This is a genomic window from Actinomycetospora termitidis, from assembly GCF_030286555.1.
Taxonomy (GTDB): domain Bacteria; phylum Actinomycetota; class Actinomycetes; order Mycobacteriales; family Pseudonocardiaceae; genus Actinomycetospora; species Actinomycetospora termitidis.
In genome coordinates this window covers 307,812-327,731 of record NZ_JASVWF010000001.1, presented here as the reverse complement: position 1 = coordinate 327,731, position 19,920 = coordinate 307,812, and the positions used below count along the sequence as shown (strand labels likewise).

Below are 19,920 nucleotides of genomic sequence, written 5' to 3'. Positions count from 1 at the left end.
CATTCCCCACCTCGACGGGGGATTGCGCCACCCGGCCGCGCCCGGCGGGGGCACACGGGTGCACGGGCGGCCGGGCGCTACCGTCGGTGCCATGACGAGCACGCAGGAGGCCGCGGGGACGGGCACGGAGCTCACCGCGCGGGAGCTGGAGTCCGCGTTGCTCCAGCGGATCATCCTGCCGCGGCCCGCCGACCCGACGAGCGTGCGCTCGCTCTACCTGGACGAGGGCACGGCCACCTCACTCAAGTCGGCCGCGCCGACCGCCGAACGCCCCGGCACCGTCAACGAGGAGGAGGACGAGTTCGTCCTCCACCTCACGACGGCGGGTGGGCGCCGCGCCGAGGTCCTCTCCCGGACGTCGGTGCGGGTGCCCGAGCACACCGAGACCTCGTTCGCCGCCTACTTCAACGCGTTCCCCGCGTCGTACTGGCGCCGCTGGTCGGTGCTCGACACGGTGCACCTGCGGCTGCGGCTGCGCGGCGCCGGGCGCGTCGACGTCTACCGCTCCACCGCCCGTGGGGTGCCGATCCACGTGCACGGCGAGGCGGTCTCCGGCGAGACCGCCGTCGACGTGCCCGTGGGTCTGCGGCCCTTCGAGGACGGCGGGTGGATCTGGTTCGACCTCTCCAGCGGCTCGGAGCCCCTCGACCTCGTCGACGGCGGGTGGTTCGCCGACCGCCCCGCGCCCGGTCGCGCCGCCGTCACCGTCGGGATGCCGACGTTCAACCGGCCGTCGGACTGCGTGGCCACCCTGCGCGCGCTCGGGGAGGACCCGCTGGTGCGCGACGTGCTCACCGCCGTCGTCATCCCCGACCAGGGCACGTCCAAGGTCCGCGACCAGGCCGGGTTCGACGAGGCCGCGGCGCTGCTCGGCGACCGCCTGCGGATCATCGACCAGCCCAACCTCGGTGGCTCCGGCGGCTACAGCCGGATCATGTACGAGGCGCTGGAGCACACCGACTGCGAGCACGTGCTGTTCATGGACGACGACGTCGTCCTCGAGCCGGACTCCGTGCTGCGTGCCCTCGCCTTCGCCCGCTTCGCCCGCTCCCCGATGCTCGTCGGCGGCCAGATGCTGTCGCTGCAGGCACGCTCGCACCTGCACGTCATGGGCGAGGTCGTCGACCGGCACACGTTCTTCTGGCAGATGGCGCCGAACACCGAGGACGACCACGACTTCGCGGTCGACTCGCTGCGCGAGACGCTGTGGATGCACCGCCGCGTGGACGTCGACTACAACGCCTGGTGGATGTGCCTGATCCCCCGGGTGGTGGCCGAGCAGGTCGGGCAGCCGCTGCCGCTGTTCATCAAGTGGGACGACTGCGAGTACGGGCTGCGCGCCGGCGCCCACGGGTTCCCGACGGCGACCGTGCCCGGCGTCGCGATCTGGCACATGAGCTTCGTCGAGAAGGACGACAGCTCCGACTGGCAGGCCTACTTCCACGCCCGGAACCGCCTCGTCGCCGCCGCCCTGCACGGTCCGGACGACCCGCGCGCGCTGCTGCTGGACTCGCTCAAGCGCACCCTGCGGCACCTGTTCCTCCTGGAGTACTCCGCGATCGCGCTGCACCAGATGGCGATGCGGGACTTCCTGTCCGGGCCCAAGGCGCTGTTCGGGTCGCTGCCGACGGCCCTGGGCGAGGTGCGGGCGCTGCGGACCCGCTACCCCGACGGGACGGTGCACCCGAGCGCGCGTGACCTGCCCGAGCCGCCGATCGGTGCGCTCGCCGCGCAGCTGTGGCCGGAGCCGCCCCAGGGGAAGGTCGCGCAGGTCAAGGCGCTCGCGGGGGCACTGCGCCACCAGCTCCGCCCGACCGCCCCCGGTGCGGCGGAGCGACCGCAGCGCAACGTGCCCGCCGAGCACGGGACGTGGTTCCTGCTGTCCCGGCTCGACGGCGCCACCGTGTCCACCTCCGACGGCACCGGGGTGACCTTCCGGCGGCGGGACCGCGAGGAGTTCTGGCGGCTCCTCCGGACCTCCCTGAGCCTGCACCGCCAGGTCCAGCGGTCCTGGCCCGCGCTGCGCCGTCGCTACCAGGAGGGCATGGGAGAGCTGATCAGCCGCGAGGCGTGGGAGGCGCAGGTCTTCTCCCGGTACCGCTGACCACGGGTCGGTCGGCGAGCGCGTCGAGGAGGAGGTCGCGCAGCAGGACGTCGGCCGCGTCGAAGCCGTGCGCGCGGACCCGGGCGGCGTCGACGCCGAGCGACGGCCCCGTCAGGAGGGCACCGTGCGCAGCGAGGACCGCGCGGGCGTCCTCGATCGCGTGCCGCCCGCGGGTGCGGCCGCCGTAGGCCGCGACCGCGACGACCACGCCGGTCCAGTCCAGCTCAGCCATCTCGGCCAGCTGGGAGCGCGGCGCGGCGTGCAGGTACTCGGGGACGATGACGATGGCGGCCACGCGCGCGGTTACGGGTCCCCGGGCCGCGGCGATGCCCTCGTCGAGCCACCCGGCGAGCACCTCGGCGAAGTCCGCGCGGTCCAGGGACGGACGGATCACGGCGATCGTCGACCTCGCGGTCATGGCGGGCTCCCTCCTCGTCGAACGGCGCTGCTCACCGTCACCGACCGACGCCCCGTCCCTCAACCGATTTCGCCCGGAGCGTCGTGGGCGGTGCTCGTCGGTCACGTGGGACGCGGTGTCACACTCACCGCCATGCCGCAGCAGGGGACCGAGGAGCAGACGCCCTCCGAGCAGTCGTCGGGTCAGGACTCGAGCGGGAAGCACCGCTCGTCCTCGTCCGAGGAGGCCCCGGCCGAGGAGGCGTCGTCGGCCGGGCAGTCGGGGGCGGGCGAGCAGTCGGGGTCGGGCGAACAGCAGTCGGCTCCCTCGGAGCAGGCCACCGAGACGCAGGGGTCGTCGTCGGGACCGACCGAGCAGGCCACCGAGAAGCAGCAGACGACCGAGAAGCAGCAGCCCGCCCCGGACGACGCGCCGACGCAGAAGCAGCAGACCCGGCCCCGCGGCGGGGGCGGCGACACCTCGTGGGCGGAGCCGGAGGCCCCGCAGCGCCGCTCGGTCGACCTCGGCGAGATCGCGTGGCGCACCGGCAACGTGATCGCGACGGTGCTGCGGACGCTCGCGCTGCTGTTCGCCCTGGTGCTGATCGTCAACGTGGTGCTGCTGCTCGTCGGGGTCAACCCGGCGAACGGGGTCGCACAGTTCGTCGCCGGGGTGGCCGACGTCGTGATCCTCGGCTTCCGTGACCTGTTCCTGCCGGCCGACCCGACGGTCGCGCTCATCGTGAACTCGCTCGTCGCCGCGGTGTTCTGGGTGTTCGTCGGGGAGCTGGTGTCCCGGCTGGTCCGCTTCGTCGCGGCCCGCATCCGGTAGGCGTCACCCGTCGGGCCGAGATCCGAACTCGTGTGGCGTGTCGCCCTTCCTGGTGGGCGTGTCGCCACACGACTCGGGATCTCGGCCCACCGCGCCGCTCCGCGGACCTTGTCGCGGGAATTCCACGCCCGCGCGGCACCTTGTCGCTGGGATTCCCCACGACAAGGTGGGCCACGACCGCAGGAACACCGCGACAAGCTGCACCACGACCCGCCGTCCGGAATGAGCGAAGGGCCCCTCCGCTCGAAAGAGTCGAGCGGAGGGGCCCTTCGGTCAAATTCGGGGGCCGAGCGCCCCGCCGTCGGGAAGATTCAGTGTCCGACCGCCGCGTTCCCCGCGCCGACGTTCCCCGGCACCCCGCGCACCGGGAGGAGGGCCAGGAAGCCGAGGAGCAGCACGATCCCGATGCCCAGGATCCCCCAGCGCTGCTCGCCGAAGACCGTGATGAACAGGCCGAAGAGGGCCGGCGCGAGGAAGCTGACCGCGCGGCCCGTCGTCGCGTAGAGCCCGAAGAGCTCGCCCTCGCGTCCGGGTGGGACGAGGCGGGCGAGGTAGCTGCGCGAGCACGCCTGGGCGGGTCCGACGAACAGGCACAGGAACAGCCCACCGATCCAGAACGCGGGCTTCCCCGACGCCGGGAGCAGCGCCCCCGCCACGACGACCAGCGCGGCGAGCGACACGAGGATCACCGGCTTCGGGCCGATCCGGTCGTCGAGCCGGCCCCCGACCACCGCGCCGACCGCGGACACGACGTTGGCCGCGATCGCGAAGAAGATGACCTCGGACGCCGAGAGCCCGAAGGTGCCGGCAGCGAGCACGCCGCCGAAGGTGAACACCGCGGTGAGTCCGTCGCGGTAGATCGCGCTGGCCACGAGGAAGCCGAGCAGGTGCCGATCGGTGCGGCCCAGCCGGATCAGGCGCTGGACGAGCAGCTTGTAGGAGCCGAGCCAGCTCACCGAGGCGGCCTCGACGTCCCCCGGGGGCGCGGGATAGGGGAAGCGCATGAACAGCACCGGGATCGCGAACAGCGCGAACCAGGCGGCGCAGACCAGGGCGATGACGCGCGGACCCATGTCCGGGGAGTCGAAGGTGATGACCCCGATCGGCTCGATGAACAGCACCAGGCAGCCGATCAGCAGGACGATCCCGCCGAGGTAGCCCGCCGACCAGCCCACGCCCGAGACCCATCCGGTGCGTCCGGGCGGCGCCAGCCGGTAGATCATCGCGTTGTACTCGACCTGGGCGAGCTCGTAGGCGAAGGTCCCGACGCCGAGCAGGACCAGGCCGAGCAGCAGGTACGACGGCGATCCCTGCACCAGGAACATCAGCGCGCTCGCCACGACGATCACCGCCGTGAGCAGCCCGAGGCGACGCTGCCGACCCTGTTCGGCGCCCGAGGCGTCGCTGCGCTGCCCGTACACGGGGGCGGTGACGGCGACGAGGATGCCGGCGATCGCGATCGTGTTCGCGAGCGCCGCGGACCCGCTCGCCTCGTCCGCGGCGACCCCGCTGGTCAGGTAGACGGTGAAGACGAACGTCGTGATGACGGCGTTGAACGACGCCGACCCCCAGTCCCACGCCGCCCACCGGACGAGGGCGCCGGTGGTGCGGGGCGTGGGGGTGGGGGAGAGCGGCACGGCCGACCCGGTGGACACGACCGCGGACGCTAGCGGACCGCACCGCCGACGCCGTCCCCCTCGACGATGTTCACCGGAGCGTCGACCTCCCGGCGCGCATGATCGTCCGTTCGGCGCAGTCGGGCGAATGTCCGAGAAAGGTGCTGACAACGGTGCGTGAGGCACTGGTGAGCGCCGAGGGAGTGACGCGGCGTCGGACAGCGCTCCGTGATCACCGAGCGGCGAGCGGAGTGCCCCGGCCGTTCACCATCGTCCGTTCCCGGACGGGTGGCGAGGTCCGACGACCCGGTGCCGGCACGTTTCGTGCACAGCTGATTCCGTTCCGTCAGCGGCCACCCGGTCGCCGAGGACGACAGACCGAGAGGACATCACCGTGGGAGTTATCCGCAAGGCCGTGCTGGCGACGTCGCTGATCGGTGCGGGCCTGGCGGCCACGTCGGGCGCCGCGTTCGCGCACGAGAGTGACTGGGACGGCGGCACCGTCCAGAAGGGTCTGATCAACTCCAGCGACTTCGCGCCGAACACCCCGATCAACGTCTGCAACAACGACGTGCCGGTCAACGTCCTCGGGGTCCAGGTCCCGGTCCAGGACAACGCGGGCAGCATCCCGCTGCTCTCGGACGCGAAGAAGGGCAACTCGGCGGGCATCTCGAAGTCCTGCTCGAACCCGATCAGCGCCGTCAACTAGAGACCTCGGGCGCCCTCCCCGGGTGGCCCGACAGCGACGCGCCCGTCACGCCGGCTCCCCCCACCGGCGTGGCGGGCGCGTCCGTCTGCCCGAACCGGTTACGTTCGGTGTGCACTTGGGTCGATCGAGCGAAGGGGACCGTCGGTGCTGAAGGGTTTCAAGGACTTCCTTCTCCGCGGCAACGTGGTCGACCTCGCGGTCGCGGTCGTGGTCGGGGCCGCCTTCACCGCGCTGGTCACCGCGTTCACCAACGCGTTCCTCAAGCCCCTGATCCAGGTCTTCTCCGGCGGCGGCGAACTCGCCGGGACCTTCGTCGTGAACGGTGTCGTCTTCGACTACGCCTCGTTCATCAACGCGCTGATCACCTTCCTCATCACCGCCGCGGTCGTCTACTTCCTCGTCGTCCTCCCGCTCAAGGTCGTGGCGGAGCGGCGCAAGCGGGGCGAGGAGGCCGGGCCGGCCGAGCCGACCGACGTCGAGCTCCTCACCGAGATCCGTGACCTGCTGCGTGAGCAGGGCCGTCCGGGCCGCCGCGACGACGGTGGGACGGCGGGCCGCATCCCGCACCAGGACCGGTAGGCCTACTGCGACGCCCAGTACGAGAACGCGCGGTAGTCCGGGTAGGGCGCCAGGAACGGCTGCTGCGGGCCGAGCGTGATCTCGAGGTCGGGAGAGGTCACCGCCTCGGCCGGGATCGTGAACGACGACTGCGCCCACGAGTGCTCCGAGCCCGCGGGCAGGCCGGGGACCTCCGTCGCGAACTCCCACGTCCCGACCCCGCGCCCGCCCGCGGCCACCGACACGACCCCGGCGGAGGTGTTCCGGTCCCGCACGGGCTCGCGGGCGTCGACGCGTGCGGTCAGCGTCGCCGGTCGGCCCGGAGTGAGCCCCCGCAGCGTGAAGTGCTCCCCGCCGACGACGTGGCGGCCGCTGTCGACGACCACCCGCCCCGCGACCTCCTGGTTGCGGATCTCGTCCTTCGGCACGACCCCGACAATCGCGCGGTCGACGCCGTAGCCGTGGGTCGCCTCGTCGGCGAGGTCCCCGACGTTCACGTGGTCGACGATCCGGCCGGGGACCGGGAGGTCGGGGAGGTCGCCGCTCCCGACGTGCGACCAGTCGGCCCGCCACACGCTGATCACGGGACAGTCGCCCGTGGTCTGGCAGATGCCGCCGAACGGGGCGCCGTCGCGCACCGGGCTCTTCAGCGCGAACGACGTCAGCGGTTCGTCGCCGAGGATGCGGGCCTTCGGGAGGTCGCCGACGCCGACCAACCCGGTGTCGTCGAAGATCGAGAAGTAGGAGGGGCGGCGCTCGGGCGGCAGGTGGGCGAGCTGCTCGTACATCGCGCCCGGGCCCTCGAGGGCGGGCCGCGCGAAGCCGGGGGTCGTCAGGCCGACGAGGTCGAGCACCCGGCGGTCGGAGAACCACGCGACCGCGCCCACGTCGTTGACCGCCACGATCGCGTCGGGCGGGGTGTTGCCCTTCAGCCACTGGGCGACCGACACCGCGGACTCGCGGATGCCGGCGGCCTGCTCGCCCTGGCGCAGCGCCCAGCTCGGCGTCGACACCAGGGTGAACGCGGCCAGCACCGCCACCAGGCCCGCCGTCAGCGCCCGGCCGTTGCGCGCATCGCCCGCCGCCCGCCCGACCGCCCGGATGCCGAGCACCGCGAGCAGGACCACGGCGGGCAGGAACGGCTGGAGATAACGCCCGTCGTGCCACAGGGCCGTCTGCAGGGTCGACACGGCGAGCAGCACCCCGGCGAGGCCGAGGGCGACCACCCCGGCCACGACCCGTCGTCCGGACAGGGCGAGCGAGGCCAGCCCGATCGCGGCCAGGACGAGGACGCCCGGACCGACCACCTCCGTCGTCGTGACCCCGCCGACGAGCTCCAACGCGGTCCGCGCAGTGGTCACGACCCGGTCGGCCACCTCCAGGGGTGATCCCAGGGGCAGGCTGACGAAGGACTTGGCCTGGAGGCCGGTGTTCTCCGCCGAGCCGGTGAGCAGCCGATAGAGCCCGAGCTGCGCGAGCGCGGCCAGCGGGGGCAGGACGAGCAGCCCGTTCCCGACGGCGGGTCGGCGCCGGCCGCGCACGAGGGTCACCACCGCGCCGACGGTGACGGCGACGACCAGGACGAGGCCCTCGGGGCGGGTGAGCACGAGCGGGACCGCGACGACGGGGGTGACGACGAAGCGCCCGAGCTGCTGTTCCCGGACGAACGCGAGCAGCACCCCGGCGACGAGCACCGCGACGAGCGCGACCTCCATGCCGCTCGTGACGCCCCAGAGCAGCGGACCGCACAGCGCCGTCAGGACCGCGGCCACGAGACCGACCCGCCGGGAGGCGAGCTCGCGGCCGAGCAGCGCGACCAGGACGACCGTCGCGACGAAGCAGACGACGCCGAACGCGATCGCCGCGTACAGCAGCAGGCCGGACGGGACCACGACGGAGGCTGCTCCGAGGAGCAGGACGTAGAGGAGGCTGCTCGCGCCCGTCGTCCGGGGGGCGTCGGCCTGGTAGCGCAAGAACTCGCCGAGGCCGACCTGGCGGGCGTACTGCAGGTGGATGTAGACGTCGTCGAGCGGCGGGACGATGCGGCCCTGGTTGTGGGCGGCGTTCACCACGAGGACGGCGACGGCCGCCAGGAGGGCGAGCACGGCGACCCCGGCGAGCGCGGGGTCACGGAGCAGGCGCCTCCAGTGGGGCTCGACCCGTTCCCCGTGTGGGTGATCCGGCGCGGAGGCCGGGCGCGTTGGGTCCCCCTCGACGGGCGGATCGGCGATCGTCGGGCCCCTGGTCACGAACCTGTTCCTCCTCGTCACGCGCCCCCTGACGCGGCGATCCCGCCACGGTAGGGGAACCCCCCGACACCCTCACCGGTGGGGCGAGGCGGCGACGGTGCGTGACCAGGCGCGATCGCGTGCGGCGCCCTCCACCGGGGAGGTGGGGGAACCGCTCGGTCGGGTCGGGATCGCGGGTGGAGCAGGCGGACTCCGTCACGGACGGTGCCGTCGTCACCCGTTTTCATGACCGCGACCGGACGGCCGTCGCTCGATCCACTGAATGGCCTATCAGGAAACGGACGAGCCGTGCCGTTCCTCAGATCGAGCACCGCGGTCTCGATCGGGGCGCTCGGTCCGGGGACACGGTCGGGGAGGCACCACGATGGGAACGCTGACGTCGCTCACGACGCGGGCGCCGGGTCGTGCAGGTGCCGTGGCGGGGTCGGCGGCGGAGCCGGCCCGGATCGCGGGGATGCGCACGACACCGCTCGTGGCGGTCCCCTCGGCGCCGGAGGTCAGCGGGAGCGCACCCCTGACCACCGGTGCACGGCGCGCCTCCCCGGTCGGGTTCCGGACGCCGGCCGGGGGGAGCGGGACCGTCCTCCCGCTCCCCCGGACGCGGGGCACCGCGCCCACCCCGGCCGTCACGCCGGTGCGGGAGGAGGCGCCCGCACGGTCGGTGCCGTCCGTGGGCGCCCGCCCGGACATCGCGCAGCTGACCGGGCTGCGGTTCGTCGCCGCCGTCTGGGTGCTGCTGCTGCACGCCTCGTACATCCCGGGTGACGTGTTCGCCCGCTGGACCGCCCCGATCGCCCCGCTGGTGGCGGCCGGCCCGCTCGGGGTGGACCTGTTCTTCGTGCTCTCGGGGCTGGTGCTCACCCGCTCCTACCTCGCGCGCATGGGTGCTCGACCGTCGGTCGGTGGGACGGCCCGGTTCCTGCGCGCGCGGATCGCACGGGTGTGGCCGCTGTACGCGGTCGTCACGGTCGCGTTCGGCGTCTGGTGCGCGGCGCGGCTCGTCTTCGGCAGCGACGGGATCGTGGCCTGGCAGTCGCCGCAGCCCTCACTCGGGCCGCTCGGCTGGATCCGGCAGCTCACGATGACCCAGATGTGGACCTCGTCGGGCATCGAGGGCGTCTCGTTCGTCCTGCCCGCGTGGTCGGTCAGCGCCGAGTGGCTGGCCTACCTGTGCTTCCCGCTGCTGGTCCTCGCGGCGTGGCGGGTGCGGTCGTGGCCGTTGCCGGTGCTGTCGGTGCTCGCCGTGCTGGCGGCCTCGCCGATCGCGGTCGTCCCGTTGGTGACGGTGGGTGCGGGCGAGTCGGGCGCATGGGTCTGGCTGCTGCGCATCGGCGGCGGGTTCACGTCGGGCATGCTGACGTGGCTCGTGGTCGACCGGCTGCCGCGGACGCCCGTCGTCGTGCTCTGGGCCGGACGCGTCGTGATGCTGGTGCTGGCCGAGACCGCGCTGGTCGCCTACTGGGCGGCGTCCGCTCCGGCGTCCGCGACGATCCCGGCGGCCGACCGGCTGTGGCTCGCGGTGCCGATGTTCCCGGTCCTGCTGGGGGCGCTGTGCGTGGCACGCGGGCGGCTCGTGGACTGGCTGTCCTCACCCCGCCTGCAGCACGGCGGCCGCATCTCCTACGCGATCTACCTGGTGCACTTCCCGCTGATCGAGATCACGGTCGTGGCCATGACGCGCTTCCCGGCGCTGGCGCCGAACTCCTCTCTCGCCGCGCTCGCGATCCCGCACGTGCTCGTCGCCTCGGTCCTGCTGGCCCACCTCGCGTACCGGTGGATCGAGGAGCCCGCCCGTCGTCGTCTGATGCGTTCCTGACGACGGGGCTCCCCTCACGGTGCGTCGCCGACGGCGACGTCGGGTGACCTCGGCCCCGGGACTCCAGTGCAGAACCGGTTCCGCTGGAAGCGGTTCTCGGGCACGGTCGCGGGCGTCCGGTGACGATGTGCCACCGATGATGACGGCGGGTGACCTCGGCCCCGGGACTCCGGTGCAGAACCGCTTCCGCGGGAATCGGTTCGCGGGCACGGTCGCAGGCGTCAGGTGACGATGTGCCACCGACGATGACGGCGGGTGAGCCCGGAACCGCCCGTAGCGGACTCTCGGCCCTACACCGGAAGGCGGCGGAAGATCGGGCGCGGAATGTGGCGGAGCACGCTCATCACGGCGCGCAGCGGGGCCGGAGCCCACACGAGCTCGCGGCCCTTCGTGACCGCGTCCACCGCCACCTCGGCGACCTTCTCCGGAGTGGTGGCGAGCGGGGCGGCGTCCATGCCCTCGGTCATCTTCGAGTGCACGAAGCCGGGCCGGACGATCGTCACGCCGATGCCGTCGCCGCGCAGCGCCTCGGTGAGGCCGGTGTAGAAGGCGTCCATTCCGGCCTTCGTCGAGCCGTAGACGAAGTTCGAGCGGCGGGCCCGCTCCCCGGCGACCGACGACAGGGCGACGATCCGCCCGTGCCCCTGACGGCGGAACTCGGTCGCGAGGGCCACGCCGACCGACACCGTCGCGACGTAGTTCACCTCGGCGAGCTCGACGGCCACGTCGATGTCCTGCCAGGCCTTCTCCTGGTCGCCCAGCAGCCCGAACGCGACGACGGCGACGTCGATGTCCCCGCCCGCGAACGCCTTGCGGACCGCCTCGGTGTGCACCGCGGCGTCCTTCGCGTCGAACTCGACGGTCTCGGTGGTCGCGCCCGCGCGGTCGAGGCGGGCGGCGGCGTCGGCGAGGCGCGGGGACTGGCGCCCGGCCAGGACGACCCGCACCGGACCGCCCTCGAGATAGCGCTCGGCGATCGCGAGCCCGATCTCGGAGGTACCCCCGAGCAGGAGCAGGGACGACGGGTGGCCGACGGCGTCGATCACGGGGAGTTCTCCTAGTTCGTCAGGGCGAGGCGGCGCGACATGTCGGAGGCGAACACGCCGTCCGGGTCGGCCGCGTCGCGCACCTTGCGCCACTCGTCCAGCCGCGGGTACATCGCGGCGAACGTGGCGGCGTCGGTGCGGGAGTCCTTGGCGGTGTAGAGGCGGCCGCCCATGGCGAGCACCCGGCGGTCCAGGTCGCGGCAGAAGCGGCCGAGGCCGTCGACGATCGGGAAGTCGACGCAGATGTTCCAGCCCGGCATGGGGAACGACAGCGGCGCGCGGTTCCCCTCGCCGAACTTCTTGAAGACGTTGAGGAACGACACGTGCCCGGACGCCGCGATGTCGGCGATGATCGACCGGAACTCGGCCTCGGCGGCCAGCGGCACGATGAACTGGTACTGCAGGAAGCCCTTCGAGCCGTAGGCCCGGTTCCAGTCCCCGAACAGGTCCAGCGGGTGGTAGAAGGCCGTCAGGTTCTGGATCTGGCCCCGCGCGTTCTTCGTCTTCCGGTAGTACAGCTCGCCGATGACGGAGAACGAGAGCTTGTTGGCCAGCCCGTTCGGGAAGACGTCCGGCAGCGTCGCGAGCTGGGGCGCGTCGAACTTCAGCGGGTCGCGGCGCAGCTTCTCGGGCAGCTCGTCGAGCCGTGCGAGCGACCCGCGGCCCAGCGCCGCCCGGCCGAGCTTCGGCCCCGTCGAGATGGAGTCGAACCAGGCCGACGAGTAGTCGTAGGCCTCGTCGGACCCGTCCCAGAACCGCTCGATCGTCTCGTCGAGGTTCGCGGTGCGCTCGGTGTCGGCGACGAAGTAGGCCGTCTCGGTCTTCGTCATCCGGATCGTGGCGCGCAGGATGATCCCGGTCAGGCCGATGCCGCCGACGGTCGCCCAGAACAGCTCGGACTCCGGACCCTCGGGCTCGAGCCGGCGGACGTCGCCGGAGGCCGTGAGCAGGTCCATCGAGACGACGTGGTTGCCGAAGCTGCCGTTCGTGTGGTGGTTCTTGCCGTGGATGTCGCTCGCGATCGCGCCGCCGATCGTCACCTGGCGCGTCCCGGGCAGGACCGGCACCCACAGCCCGAACGGCAGGGCGATCCGCATGAGCTGGTCCAGTGAGACGCCCGCGTCCAGGTCGACCAGGCCGGTCTCCGCGTCGATCGCGTGCACCCGGTGCCGCGCGGTCATGTCGACGACCAGTCCGCCGGCGTTGACCGCCGGGTCGCCGTAGGAGCGCCCGAGGCCCCGCGGGATCACGCCGCGCGGACCCGCCGTCGTGACGGCCTCGGCCAGCAGGTCGTCGGAGACGACGTCCTCGCCCGACAGCACGGTCGCGCGGCTCGGGGCCGTACGCGCCCAGCCGACCAGGGTCTTCACGGAGCGTGGCATCGACGACGAGGCTAGCGCGGGCTCAGCTGACGACGCCGAGCGCCCTGCGGCTCGCGTCGCAGGTCGCGACCAGGTCGGCGAGCGGGACGGCCAGCTCCTCGGCCAGCGCGGCGACTGTGAAGAACGCCGGCGTGGGCACCCGGCCGCTCTCGATCTTGCGCAACGTCTCCGGCGACATCCCGACGGCGGCCGCGACCTCGGTCATCGGCCGGTCGCCCCGGGCCTCCCGCAGGGCCAGGCCCAGCAGTCGCCCGCGTTCGTGGTCCTCCGGGGTCAGCGGCACGCGCACCATGTCCGTGATAGTAATACCGGGATAGTTATCCCGAGGAGTGACGATGATCGAGATCAAGACGCCGGCCGAGATCGCCCGGATGCGCGCGGCGGGCCGGATCACGGCGCGGGCGCTGCAGGCCGCGAAGGAGGCCGCCCGGCCCGGCATGGCCCTCGACGAGCTCGACGCCGTCGCCGCGAAGGTCATCGCCGACGCCGGCGCGGACCCGGTGTTCCTCGGCTACCAGCCGCACGGCGCGCCCACGCCCTACCCCGGGGTGGCCTGCATCAGCGTCAACGACGCGATCGTGCACGGCATCCCCGGCCGGTACCGGCTGCGCGCGGGCGACCTCGTCAGTGTCGACTGCGGCGCGAAGCTCGACGGCTGGTGCGGCGACGCCGCGATCAGCTTCACCGTCGGCGAGGCGAGCCCGGAGGACGCCGACCTCATCGCGACGACGACCCGCGCCCTCGAGGCGGGCATCGCCGCGGCCGTCCCCGGTGCGCGGCTCGGCGACGTCGCGCACGCGATCGGCAGCGTCGTCCGCAGCTCGCGCTACGGGCTGATGGCCGACCACGGCGGGCACGGGATCGGGCGGCAGATGCACGAGGCGCCGCACGTGCCCAACGAGGGCCGCCCGCACCGCGGGGTCCGCCTGCAGCCGGGCCTCGTGCTCGCGCTCGAGCCCATGCTCATCGCGGGCGGGCGGGACGACTACGTCACCGACCCCGACGGCTGGACCCTGCGCAGCGCCGACGGCACCCGCGCCGCGCACGTCGAGCACACCGTCGCGGTCACCGAGGACGGGCCGCGGGTCCTGACGACCCTCTAACTCTCGCCGATCGAGAGCGGACCCGGCGTCGCGAACCCGCTCTGCTCCACCTCGCGGGAGGTGACCTCCGGGGCGACCAGCGGCACCGTCGGGACCCAGCGTTCGAGGCTCGCGATGTCGGTCAAGGGGAGACCGGGCAGGTAGACGGGGTAGCGGACCTGCCGGACGAGGGCACGGGCGGTCGTCCAGGGCCCGCCCTGCGTGGCGGTGTAGCTGATGTAGCCGGAGTCGGCCTCGCTGCGCGCGTCGGTCGACACCCGCCAGCCCGGGAGCGCGGCGACGCTGTCGCGCAGGGTGCTGAAGGGCGTGCACGGGAAGAGGAAGGCGCCCGGCCAGTCGACCGCGGCGGGCGTGCCCGGCGGCAGGACGTCGTTCCAGGCGACGAGTCGGGCGATCCGCGGGACGGAGAAGCCCTGGCTCGCCGGCGTGTCTGGGGCGCTGACGAGCCGGATCGCGGTGTGGTCGGCCGACAGCGCGGGGTCCAGGCGCAGGTCGCGGGAGCGCGGCGCGTCGACGCTCGCGGACGCCGAGAACTGCGTCGCGCCCTCGTCGAGCGGGACCCGGGTGACCTCACCGGAGGAGTCCCGGAGCTCCGCGACGACGTCGCCGCCCGCGACCGGCCCGGTCAGGGTCACGACGACGGGTCCGGGTGGCCCGGGCTCCTCGCCCGGCGGGTACGAGGCGGTGTCCGGGCCCGGCAGGCGGAACCACCCCGTGGTGACGCCGGGTCCGCGCCAGCCGGGCAGGTCGGCGCCGGCCATGGAGGGGCCGCCCGGCCCGGTCGTCGGGAGCGGCCCGGGGCCGTCCGCAGGGAGCAGGCCGGTCAGCGGGTCGCGCTCGACCTGCAGCCGGTCGGCGATCCCGCACGATCCGCCGGACAGGCTGGCGATCGAGTCGGACGCGAGCGTGTAGGAGTCACGACGCTGCACCGCGGTGCGGGCGAACGACAGGACCTCGACCGCGACGACGAGCACGACGACGCCGATCGCGAGGGCGGGGGCGACCCTCCTCCTGGTGTCAGCAGTGCGGCCATGCTGACGCTGGACGTCAGGATCTCGGGGGGTACGGAGTGCCCGCACCGCGAACCACACCGCGACGACCGCGCCGAGCACCAGCACTGCATCGGCGAACCGCACCCCACCGAGCTGCGGGGAGAGCGTCGACCACGTGATCGCGTAGCTCGAGATCCAGTGCCACTGGTTGTAGCCCGCGAGCGTGAGCCCGGAGACGCCGGCGACGACCGCGACCCCCACCGACGCCCGGCGGTAGGACACTGCGGAGCGCCGCCAGGCGTCGAGCGCGAGCAGCGTCGTGGCCGTGCCGAGGATCGCGAAGGCGCCGAAGTGGTGGGTCCACTTGGTCGGGGTGAACGCGAGCGTGACGAGCGAGAGCAGCGTGACCAGCACGACCCGTCGTCCGGAACCCACGAGCTTGTCCCGGGCGCCGAACAGCAAGGCCGCGAACGCGAGCACCAGCAGCAGCACGGGCGCGCGGCGGCCCAGGTTGCCCTCGGCGTCACCGACGGTCAGCAGCGAGGCGTAGCGGACGTACTCGTCGGTCCAGGGACGGTCGCCGCCGACGAGCGTGCGGATGCCGACCGAGTCGAGCACCGAGGCCCACGTCTGGTCCGCGTAGACGAGCACCAGCGTCAGGCCGAGCGCGGCGATCCCGACGACGACCGTGGTCCGGTCGAGCAGCCGCCACAGCGAGGACACCGCGACCAGCAGCGGCACGAACGCCATGAGCCCGGTCGGCGTGACGGCGAGCGTGAACCCCGCGATCGCGAGCGCCCCGATCAGCGCCACCGCACTCGACCGCTCCACCGCCCGCTCGACCAGCACGAACACCAGCGCCGACCCGACGAGCACCCAGGGTTCCGGGCGGACGCCGAGGTCGTAGGGGAGCCACCAGGCGAGGTAGACGACGCCGGCGAGCAGCGGCATCCTCGGGACCCCGAGTCGCGGCAGCACCGAGCGCGTGAGCAGGAACCAGCCGACGATCCCGAGCATCGTCGCGGGCAGACGTAGCCAGAACGGGGCGGGGTCCACGCCGGCGATGAGCGCGAGGACCTCGTAGAACCAGCCGAACGGCGTCTCCGGCGAGTTCAGCCAGCGGAAGACGGTGCCGACCTGCCCGTTCTGCCCCAGCGACCGGACGATCCCCGCGATGTACCCGTCGTCGACGGTCAGCGGCCCGATGACCTGCCACAGCAGCAGGCCGCCGACGACGCCGAGATCGGCGAGCCACCGGCGTCCCGTGGTGGCGGCGTTCGTGACGTCCAGTGTCAGCATGGCCGCACTGCTGACGTCCCGGGCACGGCGGCGCGACCACCACACGGCGCCGAGAGCCACCAGGAACGCCAGGACGGCGACGACCCCGAGCGCGGTCTTCCACCCGCTCGCCGTCGTCTGGAACCGCGTGTCGCCGACGGCCGAGAACTCCAGCCCGGCCGACGTCGGCGCACCTGTGAACGCGCCCGCGACGGCCGGCCGGACGTCACCGTCGGCGCGCTCCACCTCGCGACCGTCCGCGCTCAGGGTCGTCGCCGAGATCGTGGACGACACCGTCAGCGACCCCGCCGGCAGCGGCACCGGCTCGAACGTCCGCCCGCCCGAGGTCACGGCCAGGGCCCCGTCGTCGGACACCCGGACCGTCAGGCCCTGCAGCGGTTCGGCGAGCGGGTCCGGGGTGAGGGGGGCGGTGGAGAACAGCACCGTGCCGCGCGGCACCGCCCGGGCCGACGACGCGGCGACGGAGAGGTCGAGCGACTCCGGCTGGTAGGGCAGCATCGGGATCGCCGCGGCCGTCGGCGCCGAGGACGAGGGCCACGCGTACGTGACCACCGGCCGCGTGACCGGCGCGAACGGGAACGCCAGCGCCGCCAGCACCGACACCACGCCGGCGACGAGGGCGACCAGGCGCACCCGGGACTCAGCCGAGGTACTCACGCCCCGAGTACGCCTCCGACGCGAGCGTCGGGAACCGGGTCAGGCCCCCACGGGTGACCGAGCCGACGGTGAGGTCGTAGTTGTCGGTCGGGTGGTCGTAGACGATCCGGTCGACATTGCCCCACTGCAGCGTGGGTGGGCCGCCCGCCGTGACGGTGGAGTAGATGCGCACGGTCGCCCACGTCCGCTCGGACTGGACCATCGTCCCGCCCCACGACTCGTAGGTCGGGTTCGTGAGGATGAACTCCGGCGTGTTCTCGGCGGCCTGCAGCCGGACCGTCGGCGTCGGCGCGATCCCGTGCGCCACGGCCACCTGGTTCACGCACGGCCAGAGCACGGCGGACAGCTGGTCGGCGAAGACCGGCGGCCCGGAGGCCGGGCCGTTGCCGGAGGAGTCCGGACCCGTCAGCGTCTGCACCGGCTGCATCGCCGCGAGGTGCGGCGGGGCCACCGCGAGGGCGGTGTCCGGGCCGGCGACCTGGTCCTCCGCCACGATCCGCACCGTGCTCGGCCGGTCGCCGGGGAGCAGCACCGGGACCTCCTGCCACTGCCGCGCGGTCAGCCCGTTCGCGGGGTTCACGGTGACGGCGGTGGTGCGGCTGGGGGCGGCGGCCGGCCCGTAGCCGAACTCGACGACGACCCGCTGCTTGTCCGGGTCGTTCCCCGCGACCGGCACGACGACGTGCGTCGCCGTCGACTCCGCCGGCACGGGGTACCACCCGGTGGTCAGGGTGCCGAGGCCCGTGCCCTGCTGCGGGAGCCCGGGGTCGGTGGTCACGGCGTCGTGCCACATCGTGGGCCCGCTCCCGGCCGGCGCGGGTCCGGGCGGCGGGACGGGCGGGTCGTCGGGGCCGCCGTTGCCCGGTTCGGTCAGGACGAAGTCCCCGGTCCCGACGGCGGGTGTGGCCGGCCCGCCCAGGTCGGTGGGGGCCCGCTCCATCACCTCGACGGAGTTCGAGAGCTGGCACGGCCGCCCGGCGAGGGCCTGGAGCTGCGCACCGGCGACGGACCAGCCGGGCGCCTGGATCACCGGCGCGTAGACCATCACCGCGACCATCAGCAGCGCCGTCATGACCACCGCGGGCACGAGGACGGCGCGGTCAGGCGTGATGCCGTGCGTGCGCCGGCGTTGCCGGCGCCGCCACGCGACGAAGACGGCCGCCAGGACCGCCAGCGCGATCCACCAGAAGAACTGGCGCAGGTAGAACGGGCCGATGTGCGGGGCGAGACCCTCCATGTCGAGCATCGACAGGTCGGGGTCGAGGTGCTTGCCGAAGGGCTGCCCGCGGTCGGAGTAGGGCTTCCAGGTGTTCGGCCCGGCGAAGCCGAGGACGGTCGCCCCGGTCAGCAGGGCGACGCCCGCCCCGGTCACCAGCGCGCCGGGCCGGCGCGGCAGCGGCGTCTGGAGCATCGCGAGCGCCAGCAGCAGCGTGCCGGGCGCGGCGATCGCGCCGAAGTGGTTGACCCACTTCGTCGGGCCGAGGGCGAGCAGGAACAGCGCCACGGCCGTCGTCACCGCGGTGGAGAGCGTGTACGCGTGGATCGGGCCGTCGCTGCGGCCGCGGCGCCCGGACCCGATCGAGACGATCACGAGCAGGACCAGCGTGAGCAGCACCGGGAGCCGCCGTCCCCAGGTCCCGGTCTCGATCAGCGTCCGGTAGTGCGCCCACTCCTCGTACCAGGGGAACGTCACGTAGTACCAGGAGTGCACACCGGTGGCCTCGACGACGTCGCCGAGCGTCGCGTCGCCGAACCCGACCGGGATCGCGATCGTCCCGGCCGCGACCACGGCGCCGACGACGCCGAGCCGGGTCCGCCAGGTCGTCGTCCGCAGCCACCGGAAGACCCACGGCAGGGTCACGACGACGGGTGCGGCCGCCACCAGGCCCGATGGCGAGATCGTGACGCAGAGCGCCGCCAGCGCCGTCGCCGGGATCAGCGGGCCGACCGCGTCCCGCCGTCGGGCGATCTCCGCGAGCAGGAGCACCGCGGCGAAGACGGGGACGATGAAGACCTCGGGCCGCAACGCCATCCCGTAGGGCAGGAACCAGGCCAGGTGCGCACCGAGCAGCGTCCAGGGCACCCACCGGCGGCGTTCGATGCGGCCGAGCGCGGTCGAGAGGACCCCGCGCAGCAGGAACCACGTGAGCAGGCCCAGCAGCATCGGCAGGATCCGCATCCACAGCAGACCCCACCCGAACATGCCGAGCCAGTTCCCGACCGACCCCCACATCGACATGAGGTACTGGCTGCCGACGAACGGGTTCTCCGTCGCGTCGAACATGTAGATCTGGTTCCCGACGAAGCCCGTCGCCCCGGCGTTCCGGGCCATGAGCAGGTACCAGGAGTCGTCGTTCTGCAGCGGCGACAGCACGACCCACGCGAGGCTGACGACCCCGACCGCCACGTCCGCGCCGTGGAACCGCGGCCGCACGAAGCCGCCGTCGTGGCGACCCCACCACCGCCGGGTGGCCAGCACGAGCGTCGCCGCGAGGGCGAGGACGTGCAGGATCAGCAGCGTCAGCTTGAGCGGCGACGGGACGCTGGAGTAGCGGTCGTCGGGGTGGATCATCGCGGACAGCCCCGGGGTGCCGGGGGCGTCCGTCGCGAGCTGGGCGACCTGCGGGGCCTGGCCGGCCGCGGAGTAGAGCTGCTGACCGTCGCGGGAGAGCGTGGTCGTCGTGCCGTCGTTGTCGTAGCGGTAGGTGCAGCCCGTGAGCGGGAGGACCTCGTCGACGAGGGTCGCGCCGTCGCTGGTGACGGTGACGCGGCCGCCGGAGTTCGAGAACGTCAGGCCGCGGCCGGGGGTGCCCGCGGAGACCGGTTGCGTGCGCAGGGCGTCGCCGCCGCCGCGCAGGGCCTGGCAGGGCACCTCGGCGGTCATCGCGAGCGGGCGGTAGGGCACCAGCGGGACGCTCGTCGACGTCGCGGGCTCGCCGGCCTTCGGCCAGGAGACGACCGGGTCGTCGGCGGTGACGGGCGCGAACGGGATCGCGACGCCGAGCAGGACGGTCACCGCGGCGAGCGCGGCGAGGAACCACCCGGACCGCACGGTCGAGCGCGGGGTGGTCGGCGGCGGATCCTCCGTGACGCGCACGGGGGTGTCCTCGACGACGGCCATGAGCAGGAACGGTATCGACGGTGCGGTGGCGGGCCGGTGG

The 19,920-nt window shown here is 73.5% G+C and carries 14 protein-coding genes; 6 read left to right on the top strand and 8 right to left on the bottom strand.

All coding sequences use genetic code 11. The annotated features are described in order from the left end of the window. Positions 1–91 precede the first annotated feature (91 nt). Complete coding sequence (locus QRT03_RS01670; RefSeq protein ID WP_286050684.1) at positions 92–2,104, top strand: glycosyltransferase; 2,013 nt, start codon at positions 92–94, stop codon at positions 2,102–2,104. On the opposite strand, the gene QRT03_RS01665 is transcribed toward QRT03_RS01670, so the two are convergent. Beyond that, positions 2,058–2,522 carry a hypothetical protein gene (locus QRT03_RS01665; RefSeq protein ID WP_286050683.1) on the bottom strand — a complete coding sequence of 155 codons (465 nt, stop codon included), beginning with the start codon at positions 2,520–2,522 and terminating at the stop codon, positions 2,058–2,060. The two genes, QRT03_RS01670 and QRT03_RS01665, sit on opposite strands and share 47 nt — an antisense overlap. 132 nt (positions 2,523–2,654) lie before the next feature. Here QRT03_RS01665 and QRT03_RS01660 point away from each other — a divergent pair, with 132 nt between their 5' ends. Then, the gene (locus QRT03_RS01660) at positions 2,655–3,332 is read left to right on the top strand and encodes an ICP22 family protein (RefSeq protein ID WP_286050682.1); all 678 of its coding nucleotides are present in this window, start codon (positions 2,655–2,657) and stop codon (positions 3,330–3,332) included. A gap of 311 nt (positions 3,333–3,643) precedes the next feature. Here QRT03_RS01660 and QRT03_RS01655 read toward each other — a convergent pair whose 3' ends face one another. Next, positions 3,644–4,987 carry an MFS transporter gene (locus QRT03_RS01655; RefSeq protein WP_286050681.1) on the bottom strand — a complete coding sequence of 448 codons (1,344 nt, stop codon included), beginning with the start codon at positions 4,985–4,987 and terminating at the stop codon, positions 3,644–3,646. A 355-nt stretch (positions 4,988–5,342) separates the two neighbouring features. Between QRT03_RS01655 and QRT03_RS01650 the strand changes: the two genes are divergently transcribed. Together QRT03_RS01650 and mscL are read left to right on the top strand one after the other, a co-directional pair. Next, positions 5,343–5,657 carry a hypothetical protein gene (locus tag QRT03_RS01650; RefSeq protein WP_286050680.1) on the top strand — a complete coding sequence of 105 codons (315 nt, stop codon included), beginning with the start codon at positions 5,343–5,345 and terminating at the stop codon, positions 5,655–5,657. 144 nt (positions 5,658–5,801) lie between these two features. Beyond that, a complete protein-coding gene (mscL, locus tag QRT03_RS01645; RefSeq protein ID WP_286050679.1) occupies positions 5,802–6,236 on the top strand; it encodes a large conductance mechanosensitive channel protein MscL in 435 nt (144 codons plus the stop codon). A gap of 2 nt (positions 6,237–6,238) precedes the next feature. On the opposite strand, the gene QRT03_RS01640 is transcribed toward mscL, so the two are convergent. Beyond that, positions 6,239–8,320, bottom strand: coding sequence for a hypothetical protein (locus QRT03_RS01640; RefSeq protein ID WP_286050678.1), 2,082 nt, complete (start codon positions 8,318–8,320; stop codon positions 6,239–6,241). Between the two features lie 508 nt (positions 8,321–8,828). On the opposite strand from QRT03_RS01640, the gene QRT03_RS01635 reads away from it, so the two are divergent. Beyond that, positions 8,829–10,280, top strand: a complete 1,452-nt coding sequence (locus QRT03_RS01635; protein ID WP_286050677.1) for an acyltransferase family protein — start codon at positions 8,829–8,831, stop codon at positions 10,278–10,280. Between the two features lie 290 nt (positions 10,281–10,570). On the opposite strand, the gene dprE2 is transcribed toward QRT03_RS01635, so the two are convergent. The 3 genes from dprE2 to QRT03_RS01620 are packed head-to-tail and all read right to left on the bottom strand — an operon-like array spanning position 10,571 to position 13,000. Continuing rightward, positions 10,571–11,326 carry a decaprenylphospho-beta-D-erythro-pentofuranosid-2-ulose 2-reductase gene (gene dprE2, locus QRT03_RS01630; RefSeq protein ID WP_286050676.1) on the bottom strand — a complete coding sequence of 252 codons (756 nt, stop codon included), beginning with the start codon at positions 11,324–11,326 and terminating at the stop codon, positions 10,571–10,573. An 11-nt stretch (positions 11,327–11,337) separates the two neighbouring features. Then, the gene (dprE1, locus tag QRT03_RS01625) at positions 11,338–12,708 is read right to left on the bottom strand and encodes a decaprenylphosphoryl-beta-D-ribose oxidase (RefSeq protein WP_286050675.1); all 1,371 of its coding nucleotides are present in this window, start codon (positions 12,706–12,708) and stop codon (positions 11,338–11,340) included. Positions 12,709–12,730: 22 nt separating this feature from the next. Further along, on the bottom strand, positions 12,731–13,000 hold the full coding sequence (locus QRT03_RS01620; RefSeq protein WP_286050674.1) for a helix-turn-helix domain-containing protein: 270 nt from the start codon (positions 12,998–13,000) through the stop codon (positions 12,731–12,733). Between the two features lie 43 nt (positions 13,001–13,043). Here QRT03_RS01620 and map point away from each other — a divergent pair, with 43 nt between their 5' ends. Next, positions 13,044–13,811 (top strand): type I methionyl aminopeptidase, encoded by a 768-nt coding sequence (map, locus tag QRT03_RS01615; RefSeq protein ID WP_286050673.1) that lies wholly within the window; start codon positions 13,044–13,046, stop codon positions 13,809–13,811. Here map and QRT03_RS01610 read toward each other — a convergent pair. Then, a complete protein-coding gene (locus QRT03_RS01610) occupies positions 13,808–16,759 on the bottom strand; it encodes an arabinosyltransferase domain-containing protein (protein WP_286050672.1) in 2,952 nt (983 codons plus the stop codon). The genes map and QRT03_RS01610 overlap by 4 nt on opposite strands. Then, the gene (locus tag QRT03_RS01605; RefSeq protein ID WP_286050671.1) at positions 16,743–19,880 is read right to left on the bottom strand and encodes an arabinosyltransferase domain-containing protein; all 3,138 of its coding nucleotides are present in this window, start codon (positions 19,878–19,880) and stop codon (positions 16,743–16,745) included. Before QRT03_RS01605 ends, QRT03_RS01610 begins: the two co-directional genes overlap by 17 nt. Positions 19,881–19,920 lie beyond the last annotated feature (40 nt).